General features: G+C 70.7%; 16 protein-coding genes and 1 pseudogene. 6 read left to right on the forward strand and 11 right to left on the reverse strand.

All coding sequences use genetic code 11. The annotated features are described in order from the left end of the window. The first annotated feature begins 16 nt into the window (after positions 1 to 16). Positions 17 to 487: an ATP-binding protein gene (locus OC490_RS04560; protein WP_410098546.1), complete on the forward strand. Its 471-nt coding sequence runs from the start codon at positions 17 to 19 to the stop codon at positions 485 to 487. A 13-nt stretch (positions 488 to 500) separates the two neighbouring features. On the opposite strand, the gene OC490_RS04565 is transcribed toward OC490_RS04560, so the two are convergent. From OC490_RS04565 to OC490_RS04580, 4 genes and pseudogenes are all read right to left on the reverse strand, one after another. Beyond that, complete coding sequence (locus OC490_RS04565) at positions 501 to 1361, reverse strand: SigB/SigF/SigG family RNA polymerase sigma factor (protein WP_262056777.1); 861 nt, start codon at positions 1359 to 1361, stop codon at positions 501 to 503. Between the two features lie 82 nt (positions 1362 to 1443). Continuing rightward, positions 1444 to 1653 carry a hypothetical protein gene (locus OC490_RS04570; protein WP_262056475.1) on the reverse strand — a complete coding sequence of 70 codons (210 nt, stop codon included), beginning with the start codon at positions 1651 to 1653 and terminating at the stop codon, positions 1444 to 1446. A gap of 59 nt (positions 1654 to 1712) precedes the next feature. Continuing rightward, positions 1713 to 1922 (reverse strand): ANTAR domain-containing protein, encoded by a 210-nt coding sequence (locus OC490_RS04575; RefSeq protein WP_262056476.1) that lies wholly within the window; start codon positions 1920 to 1922, stop codon positions 1713 to 1715. A 301-nt stretch (positions 1923 to 2223) separates the two neighbouring features. After that, a pseudogene (locus OC490_RS04580) lies at positions 2224 to 2373 on the reverse strand (histidine kinase); the annotation flags it as partial. Positions 2374 to 2406: 33 nt separating this feature from the next. On the opposite strand from OC490_RS04580, the gene OC490_RS04585 reads away from it, so the two are divergent. Further along, positions 2407 to 2679, forward strand: a complete 273-nt coding sequence (locus OC490_RS04585; RefSeq protein WP_262056477.1) for a DUF418 domain-containing protein — start codon at positions 2407 to 2409, stop codon at positions 2677 to 2679. On the opposite strand, the gene OC490_RS04590 is transcribed toward OC490_RS04585, so the two are convergent. Continuing rightward, positions 2672 to 3283: a TetR/AcrR family transcriptional regulator gene (locus tag OC490_RS04590; protein ID WP_262056478.1), complete on the reverse strand. Its 612-nt coding sequence runs from the start codon at positions 3281 to 3283 to the stop codon at positions 2672 to 2674. The genes OC490_RS04585 and OC490_RS04590 overlap by 8 nt on opposite strands. Positions 3284 to 3373: 90 nt before the next feature. On the opposite strand from OC490_RS04590, the gene OC490_RS04595 reads away from it, so the two are divergent. Continuing rightward, complete coding sequence (locus OC490_RS04595; protein WP_262056479.1) at positions 3374 to 4036, forward strand: class I SAM-dependent methyltransferase; 663 nt, start codon at positions 3374 to 3376, stop codon at positions 4034 to 4036. 440 nt (positions 4037 to 4476) lie between these two features. Here OC490_RS04595 and OC490_RS04600 read toward each other — a convergent pair whose 3' ends face one another. From OC490_RS04600 to OC490_RS04625, 6 genes are all read right to left on the reverse strand, one after another. Further along, positions 4477 to 5502, reverse strand: a complete 1026-nt coding sequence (locus OC490_RS04600) for a C40 family peptidase (RefSeq protein WP_262056480.1) — start codon at positions 5500 to 5502, stop codon at positions 4477 to 4479. A 178-nt stretch (positions 5503 to 5680) separates the two neighbouring features. Beyond that, the gene (locus OC490_RS04605) at positions 5681 to 6592 is read right to left on the reverse strand and encodes a M56 family metallopeptidase (protein ID WP_262056481.1); all 912 of its coding nucleotides are present in this window, start codon (positions 6590 to 6592) and stop codon (positions 5681 to 5683) included. Next, the gene (locus OC490_RS04610; protein ID WP_262056482.1) at positions 6589 to 6957 is read right to left on the reverse strand and encodes a BlaI/MecI/CopY family transcriptional regulator; all 369 of its coding nucleotides are present in this window, start codon (positions 6955 to 6957) and stop codon (positions 6589 to 6591) included. Before OC490_RS04610 ends, OC490_RS04605 begins: the two co-directional genes overlap by 4 nt. A 68-nt stretch (positions 6958 to 7025) precedes the next feature. Next, positions 7026 to 8279 carry an MFS transporter gene (locus OC490_RS04615; RefSeq protein WP_262056483.1) on the reverse strand — a complete coding sequence of 418 codons (1254 nt, stop codon included), beginning with the start codon at positions 8277 to 8279 and terminating at the stop codon, positions 7026 to 7028. Next, positions 8276 to 9415, reverse strand: coding sequence for a PLP-dependent cysteine synthase family protein (locus OC490_RS04620; RefSeq protein ID WP_262056484.1), 1140 nt, complete (start codon positions 9413 to 9415; stop codon positions 8276 to 8278). Before OC490_RS04620 ends, OC490_RS04615 begins: the two co-directional genes overlap by 4 nt. A 118-nt stretch (positions 9416 to 9533) precedes the next feature. Further along, entirely contained in the window at positions 9534 to 9932 is a 399-nt protein-coding gene (locus OC490_RS04625) for a hypothetical protein (RefSeq protein WP_262056485.1), read from the reverse strand. Between the two features lie 583 nt (positions 9933 to 10515). Here OC490_RS04625 and OC490_RS04630 point away from each other — a divergent pair. From OC490_RS04630 to OC490_RS04640, 3 genes are all read left to right on the forward strand, one after another. Beyond that, on the forward strand, positions 10516 to 10965 hold the full coding sequence (locus tag OC490_RS04630) for a hypothetical protein (RefSeq protein WP_262056486.1): 450 nt from the start codon (positions 10516 to 10518) through the stop codon (positions 10963 to 10965). Positions 10966 to 11211: 246 nt separating this feature from the next. Beyond that, positions 11212 to 11841, forward strand: a complete 630-nt coding sequence (locus tag OC490_RS04635) for a hypothetical protein (RefSeq protein ID WP_262056487.1) — start codon at positions 11212 to 11214, stop codon at positions 11839 to 11841. Positions 11842 to 11970: 129 nt separating this feature from the next. Then, positions 11971 to 13155, forward strand: a complete 1185-nt coding sequence (locus OC490_RS04640) for a lysine N(6)-hydroxylase/L-ornithine N(5)-oxygenase family protein (RefSeq protein ID WP_262056488.1) — start codon at positions 11971 to 11973, stop codon at positions 13153 to 13155. The last annotated feature ends 13 nt before the right edge of the window (positions 13156 to 13168 follow it).

Below are 13168 nucleotides of genomic sequence, written 5' to 3' on the forward strand. Positions count from 1 at the left end.
ACGAAGGTGACACCGAGTGGAGCCTGCCGACGGTGACGACGAAGACGAGCCGAGCACCCGCCCCATGACCACTGCTGTCGCTCTGAGCGGCGACGGCACCTCCATCGGCGAAGCGCGTGACCTCGCGACGGAATTTCTCCGCCGTGCCGGGGCGGACCACGGTGTGGCCGTCTCCGCCCGGGCCGTGGACCTCACGCGACTGGTGGTCAGCGAACTGGTCACCAACGCTCGCCGACACGCCCCCGGCCCGCTGCGGATGGAACTGCGCATCACGGACGACGCGGTGGAGGTGACCGTACGGGACACCGCGCGTGTCCAGCTCGTCGCCCGCCCGGTGGATCCGCGCCGAGTCGGTCAGCACGGACTGGAGATCGTCATGGCCGTCGTCCAGGCGTTCCAGGTCCGCCTCGAACCGACCGGCAAGAGCGTCACCGCCCGCATCGCCCTGGGCGACCGCCGTACCGACCCTCCGCCCGGCACTTCGTGAGATCCGCGGCTCATCAGGTCAGCAGTCCGCTGCGGAGTTTGGTGAGGGTGCGGGAGAGGAGACGGGAGACGTGCATCTGGGAGACGTGCAGTTCGCGGCCGATCTCGGCCTGGGTCAGCTCCTGGCCGAAGCGCATCTCGATGATGGCCCGTTCCCGCTCGTCGAGCCGCTGGAGCAGCGGGCCGAGCGTGTGGAGATCCTCGAAGAGTTCCAGCGCGGGGTCCGTGTCGCCCATGATGTCCGCGTACTTCGGCGCGCCGTCGTCGGTCTCGGCCTCGCCACCCGGGGTGTCGATGGAGCCCGCGACATACCCGTTCGCGGCGATGAGGCCGTCGATGACCTCGTCGTCGGTCAGGTCCAGGTGGGCGGCGAGTTCCTTCACCGTGGGGGTGCGGCCCAGTTCGGTGGTGAGCGTCTCCTTGCTCTTGGCGAGGGCGACCCGGAGTTCCTGGAGGCGGCGCGGAACGTGGACGGCCCAGGTGGTGTCGCGGAAGAACCGCTTGATCTCGCCGACGATGTAGGGGATCGCGAAGGAGGTGAACTCGACCTCGCGCGTCAGGTCGAAGCGGTCGATGGCCTTGATCAGGCCGATCGTGCCGACCTGGACGACGTCCTCCATGTCGCCGTTGCCGCGGTTGCGGAAGCGGCGGGCGGCGAAGCGCACCAACGACAGGTTCATCTCGATGAGCGTGTTGCGCGCGTACTGGTACTCGTGGGTGCCCTCCTCCAGGACCCGGAGCCGGTCCAGGAACAGCTTGGACAGTAAGCGCGCGTCCTTGGGGGCGACCTTGCCGGCGTCCTCGATCCACGGCAGGTCGTCGGTCACCTCGGGGGTTTGCGCGGTCGCGGCGTCGGTCGCTCGGCGGGCATTCACGGAAAGGGTCACGGTGCCGCCTCAGGTGGAAAGCAGGACAGGCCTCTTCTGCCCCCTCCGGCCGGATGTATGTTCGGGTGCGCTATTCGTCCGATTCATCCGACGGGGCGGCCTGCGTGCTCTGCTCGGAGGGACGCCGCTCGGCGTCGCCCGACGCGGAAGCCTCCTGGGCCTCGTCGTCCGGTGTGCGGGGAAGAACCGCCTCCTCTGCTTCGTCCCGGGCCTCCGGGTCGCCGCTCTCCCCGGGAGCCTGCGACGGAGGTGTGGGCGGCGGGTGCTCGTGCTTGTTCATCGTCGCTCCTGGTGTGTGGTGAGGGCTTTGCGCCCACTTGGCCGTCGAGTGCCCCGAAATCATCCGATCAGACGCCTCAGTGGCCGGGGTATTACTGGCCGCGTATGCCGCTCTTGCACACCCGCTGAGTGATCGACCGTCGACCGGAGCTTGACGTTGCGTTTTTGGGAGGGATCGCGAAGTGCCGCGAATGCCCCGCCCTCGGCGAGGTGATATCGCTCCATGGCGATGCCCATGGCTTTCCTTATGACGTGGCGGGTGGTCAACACGGCCCACCCGTTTCGCCGTTCCGCAAGGGAAACTCGCTACTCTCCGTGCTGATCATTGCTCCGGGGTGGCGCCCGGGGAGCGCGGCTCCCGCAGGTCGGCACACTCGATCGCAGGAGATCTCAGGACGAGTGCTCGGAACCAGTCCCGCCGCTTGGGTTTCCCACGGTCACAAGGGGTGGTCAGTGAAACAGGTGCATGGCCGGGAGGCGCATTCGAATGTGTCGAGGTCAGGGGGAGTTGCCGGCTGGGTAGTTCCAGGCGGAGTTCGTAGCCGCCGTCGGTCGTCGGGCCGGAGGCGATGGCCCCGGCCGCTCTCGCCTCCGCGTCCGGGTTACCGACCTGGAGTGCTCCGGCGGTCACGGCGATGAGGCTGACCTGGTGGGAGACGACATCGTGCATCTCGCGGGCGAGCTGGGCGCGTTCCTTCGCCAACACCGTCTGCGCCGTGAGGTACTCGCCCTGTGCCTGACGGTCGCCGACCGGATGCCCCGCCTCACCCGGTCGCTGGCACCCGTCTCCGCGGTCGGCACGATGGCCCTGACCGTCTACGTCCTGCACATCGTCGCCCTCTGGCTCCTGACCGATGCCTGGCACATGGCCGCCGTCGAGGACGAGACGATGTCCGGGCTGCCGGTGCTGCTCGCCTTCATCGCCGCCGCCCTGCTGCTGGCCACCGTGTGGACCCGTCACTTCAGGCGCGGGCCCCTGGAGCACCGACTGCACGCAGCCACCCGGCCCGCGCGCCACATCAAGTAGCTTCCGGCAGCAGTGCCCGCAGCGCCATCCTCGTCAGATCTGCCTCGACGTCGTCCCGGTCCGGGACGACGGCCGCGCGGAAGGAACGCCCCGCGAGGAGAGAGATGAGCCACCAGGCAGCGGTGTGCGGGTCGACGTCGTCGCGTACATTGCCGGCCGACTGGCCACGGCTCAGCAGCTCGGCGAGCGTGTCGGCGAAGTGCTGGTGGACCTGGCGGAGGGCCTCGCCGAGCTCCTGGTCGTGGGCCAGGGCGGTGGCGTCGGCGAAGAGGAAGCCGTGGGAGCCGGGCTGGTGGAACCGGTCCATGTGGGCGGGATCCAGGAAGGCGGCCAGCACTTCGGGAACCGGGCGGCCCGAGTCGGCGGCCTGGTGCAGGAGCGTGGAGACCGCGTCGGTGGCGTGGTCGAGGGCCGCCCGGTAGAGCGCGGACTTGGAGCCGAAGTTCTGGAACACCACCGGCTCGGTGACCCCGACCTTCTTGGCGATGTCGGAGACCTTGCCGCGCTGGTAGCCCGTCTCGGAGAAGACCTCCGTGGCCGCGGAGAGGATCGACGCACGCCGCTCGGCGGCTGGAAGGCGCGTGCGGGGGCGGGACTCGGTCACGACAGCCATGGTAGGCGCTCTTGCGGCATTTCTTAGTCGCGACTAAGTTGGAGTCGGTACTTAGTCATGACTAAGTTATGGAGGAGGGTCATGAACCTCGGACGCCTCATGCAGGGCAAGCCGCACGCGGACACGCCCGGCGTGACCATCGCGACCCCTCGCGCCTACGAACTGTTCGGCGACGTCTGTTTCGTCGGCCGCCGCAACCGCGCCTTCACCCGCCTCGCCGAACTCAGCGGCGCCGAACCGGGCGACCGCGTCCTGGATGTCGGCTGCGGCACCGGCTACCTGAGCCGGCGCATGGCAGCCCGGGTCGGCGCGGACGGTGCGGTGACCGGAGTGGACCCCTCGCCGCCGGTCCTGGACTACGCCCGCCGCAAGAAGCAACGCGCCGGCAGCGCCCCCTGCGCCTACCAGGAAGGCATCGCCGAATCCCTCGATCTGCCGGACGGCTCCTTCGACGCCGTCGTCACCAGCCTGATGCTGCATCACCTGCCCGAGGAACTCCGTCCCGCGGCGCTGCGCGAGATGCACCGCGTCCTGCGGCCCGGCGGACGGCTGCTGGTCGTCGAGTTCCGGCCGCCGAAGAGCCGGCTGGGTCGTCGACTGGTGCACGGTGGCGCGGGCCATGCCATGGCGCACAACCGCGTGGACCTGCTCGGCGGTCTCATCGCGGACGCGGGCTTCGAGGTCGGCGGGCACGGCGATGTACGACCCTGGCTGTCGTACGTGCGGGCGACGCGGACGCGGTAGTGGCAGGGTGCCGGCCACGCCTCATGGTGTGTGGTGGGCCGTGGTGACTTCAACCCATATGTCCCGCCTGTGTCGTTCTGGTGGTGTACCGGCCCCGGTGCGGATGGCGGGGCTGCCCCGGGCGGCTCTGGCGGACCGCTCCACGCCTCGCCACGCGAGCCCGTGCTCCGCCCCACTGTGTCGTACTCCGAGGCCCCCTTTCGGCGTGCTCACCACTGCCTGAACAGCCGTGGACGGCTGGGCGGCGATGCGCACGTTCCCGCACGAACCATCCGGCAGACCACACTCGCGGGCGGCCCGACCGGGCTGCCGCCCGGGGGTAATGGGTGTTCGGCTCGCGGATGGCCGGCCGGGCCGAGGGCATGCCCGCGGCCATGCTGCTGAAGTCACCGTCGAGCGCGCCTGCTGTCCGAACCGACGCTCGGTCTCACCGTTGGCGCTTACGGCCTGCTCGCGGCATAGAACGGCATGTAGCTCACCTGGGTGATCTCGATGTTCTTGCCGGTGCGCGGGGCGTGGATGGCCTTGCCGTTGCCGATGTACATGCCGTTGTGCTGACTGTCGTTGTACCAGTAGATGATGTCGCCTGGCTGCAGGTCCGACTGGGACACCTTGCGGCCGGCGTCGTACATCTGCTTGACGGTGCGGGGCAGCGAGACGCCCGCCGAGCGCCAGGCCGCCCCCACCAGCCCTGAGCAGTCGAAGGAGTCGGGGCCGGTCGAGCCCCACTCGTAGGGTTTGCCGAGCTGGGCGTACGCGAAGTCGATGGCGGTCCTGGCGCGTCCACTGGCCGGGCCGTTGTAGGTGGTCGGTGCGTCGCTGCTGCCGGCTGCGGTGTCCTCGCGCTGCTGGGCGGTGGCCATTTCGGCGCGCTGGGCGGCGGTGAGACTGTTCAGGAGCTTGCGCGCCTTGGTGAGTTTGGCCTGGACCTCGTCCTTCTTCTCCTTGGCCTTCGCCCGCGCCTCTTGAAGGGACTTCAGCCGCTCCGTGGCGTCCGCGCGTTCCTGGAGCAGTTCCCGTTGCTTGTTCCCCAGCGCGCGCAGGGAGTCGGCCTGCCGGTCGCCCGTGCGGCCGAGGACCTCGGCCTTCTCCAGATAGTCGTCCGGATCGCTGGAGAGGAAGAGCTGCACGGTCGGGTCGATGCCGCCGGTGCGGTACTGCGCCGCTGCCAACGGGCCCATGATCTCGCGCAGTTCGTTGATCTCCTGCTGTTTGCGGGCCAGCCGGTCCTGGGCGCTGTCCGCCTCGGCCTGGAGCTTCTTCTGCTTCTCCAGGACGCCGTTGTACTCCTCGGTGGGGGCTTCGGCCTCCTCGTAGAGCTGCTCGACCTGCTTGCGCACGTCGTCCACCGAGGGCTTGGGTGCCGCCTGGCTCTGCGTCGGCAGGAGGCTCACCGCACCGGCGGCCATGCCGAGGGTGGCTATCCGGGCGCGGCTGGGCGGCTTCGGCCGGCGGTGCGTTCCCATCGTGGGGTGACTCCTCTGTGCGTCTGCGGACCCAGCGACGGACTGCGGCCGTCGGGCGGAAACCGGTCAACGGACGGTCAATGGACGGTCAAGTCGGATAGAACTTAGTAGCTTGGTAGTTCGTGTTGCAAGTGAATCCGAATCCCAAGGGCCCGCGGGGAACAGGCCGTTCGCGATGTCAGCCGAGGATGGGCGGGCAGGCGACCAGCAGCGGCAGCAGTGGCACGGCCAGGGCCGCGGCGGCCACGGCTCCGCACAGGACGGGGTGCGGAGCACTGCGCGGGCCGAGGATCCGCCGCAGCCGGATGAGCACCGTGTGCCCGCCTGCGGCGAGGGCGCCCTTCGGGGCGTGTGCTGCTGCCATTTCGTACATCGCGGTGGCCAGCGCCTCGTCGGAGTGGCTGTGCAGAGCACGGTCGTCCGCGACCATCTCCAGGAGGAGCGCGGTCTGTTCCCGGGCGTGGTGGGCCAACGGCAGTCGGCGGAGCACCGAGTGGAACGCCTGGCCGGCTGCCAGGGCCAGGTGGTGGCGGCCGGTGATGTGAGCCCGCTCGTGCTCCAGTACGGCACCGAGCTGCTCGGAGGTGAGCACGCGAACGGCCGCGTCACTGAGCACGATCCGGGGGCGGCGACCCGGCAGGCAGTACGCGGCCGGGACGTCGTACGGCAGGACGGTGACGCCGAGGCGGGCCGAGCGGTGGCCCACCAGGTCCACTGCCTTCCGGTGACGTGCCCGCGCTTGGTGGGCTCGTACGACGTGGAAGGAGAAGCTCGCGGCGAGGGCGATTGCGACGGCGGCGGGCAGTGCGACGGCGAGCGGATGCGCGGCGCCGTGGCCGGGCCGTCCCGCCTCCGCGGTGAATCCGCAGGCGTGCAGCAGACCCACCAGCCCCGCGTCCAGATGCTCGGCCGGCATGGCCAGGTTGTAGCCGGACAGCGCCGCTCCGATCGAGAACGAGGCCATCAGGGCGTACCAGACCGCCAGCCCGAGGACCGGGGCGCGGTGCGGCCAGGCGGACCGCAGGAGGATGCGCGGAGCCACGAAACCCACGAAGGCCGTGTAACCGACCAGGACGGGGGCCGCGTTCATCCCTTCGCCTGTCGTTCCACGCCCCGCAGCGCCTCGCGCAGAGCGGCGACCTCGTCCTCCGACATGCTCTCGACGAAGTGGACCAACGCGGCCGAGCGGTCCTTGCTCTCGCCCAGGCCGTTCTCCATCAGCGCGGCGGCATACGCCTCGCGGCTGCGGACCGGCGTGTACAGCCAGGCCCGGCCCTGCTTGTCACGCAGCAGCCAGCCCTTGGAGTGGAGGATGTTGGTGACGGTCATCACCGTGGTGTAGGCGACGGGGCGGGTCTTGTTGAGGTCGTCGACGACCTCGCGCACGGTGGCGGGACGGCTCCACGTCCAGAGGCGATCCATGATCTCCGCTTCGAGATTTCCCAGCCGCCGCATGGACGTGCCCCCTCTCACCACCGAATACGCAAGGCCATAGTAGACAGCCGGACTTGGCACCCGTTTCGTCAGACGGGAACGAGCTGCGGCTGTTCCGGCAGGGCCAGGCGGCCACTGCGGGCGAGCGTGGCGACGGATGCGGCGCACAGGAGTCCGGTCACGGTCAGGGTGCACCAGGCCAGCCAGAGGGCGTCGTGCCGCGTCGCGAAGTCCCACAGGGCGCCGGTGGCGAGGTTGCCGAGGGTGATGCCGAGGCCGGAGACGGTGTTGTAGAGGCCGTAGTGGGTGGCGACGAGGCGGTTGCCGGAGAGCGTGACGACGGTGTCCATCTCGAAGGGGTAGACGACGGCGCTGCCGGCCGCGAGCAGTGCCACCGCCGTGACGAGGGTGGTGAGCACGGCGGCGGGGGCGCCGGGCGGGGTGAGGGCGAGCGGTACGAAGGCCAGCCCCATCGCGGCCAGCCCGCGCACCAGCGCCTGTGCGGGGGTCCACCGTCGCTTCGCCCAGCCGGTGAGCCCGAGCTGTCCGGCGACGGCGACGGCGGCCGAGACGACGAACAGTCCGCTCGTCGCCCAAGTCCCCTTGGAACCAAGGGCGTTGTCGGCGGCCAGCGGCAGTGCCAGGTAGACCTGGAAGGTCAGGACGTACGAGCCGGTCATCGCGGTGGCGAAGAGCAGGAAGGGCCGGTTGGCCACGACCGTGCGCCACTGGGCCAGTACGTTGTCCGACTCGGCGGCGGCGCTCTCGCCCCGGCGCGCGGGCAGGGCGCGTCCCTGCAGCACGGTCAGGACGGCGAAGACGGTTGCGGCGACCGTGCAGACCAGCCTGAAGTCGGCGGCCAGCAGGGCGAGTCCGACGAGCGGGCCGAGCAGCATGCCTGCCTGGTAGTAGACGTTGAACGTGGCGAAGGCGTCCACGCGGCGTTCGCCGGACTCGGCGGCGAGGTAGGCGCGGACAGCCGGGTTGAACAGGGCGCCCGCGAAACCGGTGGCCGCCGAGGCGGCGATGAGGGTGGGCAGGTTGTCGACCCAGCCGAGCAGGCCGAAGCCGACGGTGCGCAGGAGGCAGCCCACCATGATCGGGGCCTTGTAGCCGAAGCGGTCGGCGATGGTGCCGCCGATGAGGAACATGCCCTGCTGGGAGAAGTTGCGTACGCCCAGGACGAGTCCGACCGCCCAGGCCGCGAGGCCGAGCCCGCCGGACAGGTGGGCGGCGAGGTAGGGCATGAGCATGTAGAAGGCGAGGTTGATGGCGAACTGGTTGGCCATCAGCAGCCGGACGGTGGGCGGGAAGGAGCGGGTCTGCTTCCACAGGTGCTTCATCGGGCGGCTCCCGTCAGCGGGTGCCCGGCGGCTGCGGCGAGGGGGTCGGAGACCCGGGCGCAGCGGGTCCAGCGGGTGACGACGCGGTCGGCGGGGTCGTCGATCTCGTCGGGGGCGTCGGCGGGGAGATGGCCGAGGAGGTCGTGTGCGCGGCAGTACGGGTCGTCGAAGACCGTGCCGACGTACCGCTGGGGTCCGTCGGGGAAGACGGTGACGATCCGGTTCTCGGCGGGCAGGGCACGGGCCAGCCAGCGGGCGACCAGGGCGACGGCGCCGACGCTCCAGCCGCCGGTGGCGTAGTGGTTGCGGGCGAGGTGCCGGGCGGCCCACACGGCTTCGGGGGCAGCGACCCAGTGGACCTCGTCGAAGAGGTCGTAGGCGACGTTGCGGGGGTGGATGCTGCTGCCCAGGCCGCGCATGAGACGGGTGGCGGCGGGCTGGCCGAAGATCGTCGAGCCCGTGGTGTCGACGCCGACCACACGCAGGTGGGGGAAGAACTCCCGGAGTACGGAGGCGATGCCTGCGGAGTGACCGCCGGTGCCGACACTGACGACGAGGGTGTCGATCCGGCCGAGCTGGGCGACGAGTTCGTGGGCGAGCGGGCGGTAGGCGACCACGTTGTCGGGGTTGTTGTACTGGTCGGGGCACCAGGCGCCGGGGTGTACGGCCAGGAGTTCCTGGACGCGCTGCGTGCGGGCCTCCTGCCAGCCGCCGGTCGGGTGCGGGGTGTCGACCAGCTGGACTTCGGCGCCGTAGGCGGTGAGCAGGCCGGTCATCAGCGGTTCCATGCCGGGATCGGTGACGACTGTGACCGGGTGGCCGAACACGGCCCCGGACAGGGCCAGGCCGAGGCCGAGGGTGCCGGAGGTGGACTCGACGATCCGGGCGCCGGGCAGCAACTGCCCGCGTTCGCGCGCCGCACGCACCATGTGGAGCGCGGTGCGGTCCTTGATGCCGCCGGGATTGTGGCCTTCGAGCTTGGCCCAGAAGCCGCGGCCGGCGGGGGTGAAGGGTTCGCCGATCCACAGCACGGGGGTGTTGCCGACGAGCCCGGCAGGGTTGTGCGTCGGGCGTCTGGCGTCGGTGAGCAGTTGGGCCGGTGAGGCGGGAACGGTGACAGGGGTGAGGTGTGTCATGGCGCGCTTCTCCCGCGGCCGACGTCGTGAAGGACGTTCGGCCGTTCTGTGGAGTGAAAGGGGGCTGGACGGATCGGTGGCCGTTTCCGCGCGGGTGCGGGCACGGCTCAGCGGTCGCTCAGGTCCTCCACACGCCAAGACGGGCTTGCGACTGCCCCTGGGGGATCGCGTCGCGTTCCGGATCAGGCAACAGGGCCGCCCGGACGGCGAGGAGCGGTGCGGCGGCCCGCTCGGCCGGAACGGCGTGGGGCACCGCGGCGGCGGCCGGGGCGATGTCGCGCGGCGGCTGGACGGTGGGCTCGTCGATGCCGCAGCAATGGGACGGGTCCCCGCCGGTGGGATCGCTCTGCTGCACGGCCCGATCCTCGGTCGAACCCGCGGGCTGCCCGCAGGACACCGGGGCGCTCAGGATGGCATCGGCCCGGCTCACGCCCGTCGGGGTCGGGCCGTGGGCGCACGCGAGCAGGTGTACCAGGGCGGCCAGCAGCACCACGAGCGCCGTCCCGGTCCGTGACACGGGACGGCTGCGGCGATGTTCCGACCGAGCCCTCATGAACACGAACCGTAATTGATCATGCGCGTCGGGTTCGGGCGAGAAGGGGCGCGCGGGCTGCGGGTCGGAGGCACGCCTGCGTCGCTCCAGCGTGCTGAACGCCGTGCGCCGCCCGGGGAGCGAAGAGGGCCGCAGCGCGCGCATATTCAGTCCGGACGATCACCGATTCGGGTGAAGCCGGCCTCTGATTGCCGCTTCCGCAGAGCCGTGAACGGCCTTCCCGGGATTTCTCTGGCGGAGAGAGCGTCAGGAGACCTGGATGCGGCAGCTCCCTCGACACGGCTGGACCCGTGGACCTGGATTCCCTGGAGGCCCTCCCCACGGAGCGGCCCGTCGAGCTGAACCCGGGCGGACCAGTACACCGCCCCACGGCCGGTCTCATGCCGGGTGAACAGTCATCAGCGTTCACCCGTACCCCTTGTCGCATGCCTGCCCGCCGGTTCCGGCAGGCGGGCGCGGATTCGCAGAGACGGAGCGGCCCGTGCTTCAGCAGCAGCCAAGCGGACGTGGCGGACGTACCGGACGCGCTCCGATCACTTCCCGTCTGGTGCGTGGCGCCGCGCTGGTCGGTGGTCTGGCCCTGCTCCCACTGGCCACGGCGTGCAGCGGAGGCGAGGACGAGGCCGCCGCGGAGCGCAAGCGGGCGACGACTGCCGTGACGGCCGCTCCCCAGGCCGGGGTCGTGGCACCCGCCAAGGTCGAGGTGATCGCCAACCTGACCGGCTGCAAGCCCAAGATCCGCATCGACGCGGAGGAACTGCGCCAGGGCCTGTGCCACACGAAGAAGGTCGACTACCTCATCACCACCTTCCCCGAGGAGAGTTACAAGGAGACCTGGCTTGAGAGCGCCGCCATGTACGGGGGCAAGTACCTGGTCGGCTCACGCTGGATCGTCAGCGCGCAACCCGAGTTGCTGGAGAAGTTCCGGCCCAGGCTCGGCGGCACCATCCGACAGCTGCAGGGCATGGGCCCGACGGCGGCCCCGAGCGCGTCGTAACGGCGCTCCGTCTGCGTCCTCCGCGTACACCCGTCGATCCGGACGCTTGCCCCTTGCCCCTTGCCCCAGGCATCTCGCCGCGCCGGGACGCCACTGACCGTGCTGATCCTGCTGGGTACCGTGCTCACTGTCCTGCTCGGCGGCGTCGGCGCACCCTCACCTTCTCCAAGCCCGTGACCATCCAACCGCGCACAGGTGACACGGGCAGGGCACTCGCCCCATGATGGGTGGGTCATGGGGGGTTCGGTGCGTGTGTCCCGTCTGTGCCACCGCGGCTGGGTGCCGCGTGTGGTGCCGGTGGCGGCTGTCCGGGCCGGACTGTTTTCCCTGCTGGGTACGGCGGTTGCCGTCACCGTCCATCATCTGGCGTTCGATTCGAGCCCCTCGTGGAGCGTGCGTGCTCTCGCCGCGTGTCTCCTCTTCGGTGTCGCGCTGCCTGGCGCGGGTCAGGACAAGCCGCTGGTGCGGCAGTTGACGCTCGCGGTCGGGGCCCAGGTGGCCGTGGGCTACTGGTTCGTACGGGCCGATGACGCGGTCACCGTTCCGGCGCACGCCGTGTGGCCGACCTCGGTCCACGCGGGCTGGCCCGTGGTGGTCGCCCATCTCGCGTTGACCGTGCTGTGCGCGGTACTGCTGCACGGCATCGATACCAGCCGCCGACGAGTGCTGTACGTGGCCGGGCGCGAATGGGAGCACCTGCGCGAACTGGTGCGCAGGCTGTTCACGCCGGTCCGCACTCCCCTCGGCCTGAGCAGGGCCGCAGCGGGGCCACGCCCGCGCCCCGGGCCGGCTCCCGGCCCTCCGGTTCAGGTTCTCCTCGTGGGCGCGGTCGTCCGGCGCGGCCCTCCTCCCTCCGCCCCGCCGCTCACGGTCTGACGACAGCGGTACGGCGCACCGCTGTGCGCCGTACCTGCGACGTGCGGCGGCATACGGAACACATCCGAGGTTGTGACCTGCCATGCCGGAGCGCGGGCTGCCCAAGTGCCCCGCGCCAGGGGGGAATTCATGTCCAACACAGTCGTCGTCATCGGGGCGGGCCCGTACGGCCTGTCCACCGCCGCGCACCTCAAGGCGCGCGGCCTGCACGTCAGGGTGTTCGGTTCGCCGATGGCGAGCTGGGCCGAGAACATGCCGGCCGGCATGCTGCTGAAATCGCCGCCGAGCGCCTCCGTCCTGTCCGCTCCCAGTCCGGGATTCACGCTGGACGACTACGCCCGTCAGGCGGGTGAGGTGCGGCTGGGCGGCCACGACCAGGTTCCGGTCGAGATGTTCGTCCGGTACGGGCGCTGGTTCGCCGGGGAGTTGGTGCCCGAGGTGGAGGACGTGCGGGTGCTGGCCGTCGACCGGCAACCGGACGGATTCCGGCTGAAGCTCGCCTCGGGGGAGGAAGTGCGGGCCGCAGCCGTGGTGGCGGCCGGCGGCATGGACGGTTTCGCGTACGTGCCGGAGCCGCTCGCCGGACTCGTCCCCCAGGGACTCGTCTCGCACAGTTCGCACCACCCTGACCTCGGGAAGTTCGCGGACCGGGATGTGGTCGTGGTGGGCGCCGGACAGTCGGCGCAGGAGAGCGCGGCGTTGCTGCACGAAGCCGGCGCCCGCGTCCAACTGCTGGCCCGGACAGAGAAGTTGGTGTTCGGGGCAGGCCCCACACCGCCGCCGCACTGGCAGCCGGACACCCCACTGGGCCGCTCCTGGGGCCTGTATGCCGTCGTCCACCAGGCGGCGGCCTACCGTTTCCTGCCCGCGTCCACGCGGCTGCACCTGGTGCGGCGGGTACTGGGGCCGTTCGGTTCGTGGTGGCTCAAGCCGCGGCTCGACGGGGTCGTACCCGTGCGGCTCGGCCGGCACATCACCGGCGCCCGGCGTGAGGACGACCGGGTCGTGATGACCAGCCGCGACGGACAGGGCAGGGTGGACACGCTGGAGACGGACCACGTGCTGGCCGCCACCGGCTATCGCGTCCGCCTGGACACGCTGGACTACCTGAGCCCGGAACTACGCGCCCAGTTGACACGTACCGGAGGGTTCCCGCGCCTGGACCCGGGACTGCAGTCGTCGGTTCCCGGCTTGTACTTCACCGGAATTCAGGCGGCGGCCACCTTCGGACCGCTGCTGCGGTTCACCTGCGGCACCCGGTTCGCGGCACCGCGGCTGGCAGCGGCCGTCGCACAACGCCACACGGTGGCGTAGAACGTGGCGGGGT

Origin of the sequence: Streptomyces sp. STR69 (genome assembly GCF_024519455.1) — a bacterium.
Lineage (GTDB): Bacteria > Actinomycetota > Actinomycetes > Streptomycetales > Streptomycetaceae > Streptomyces.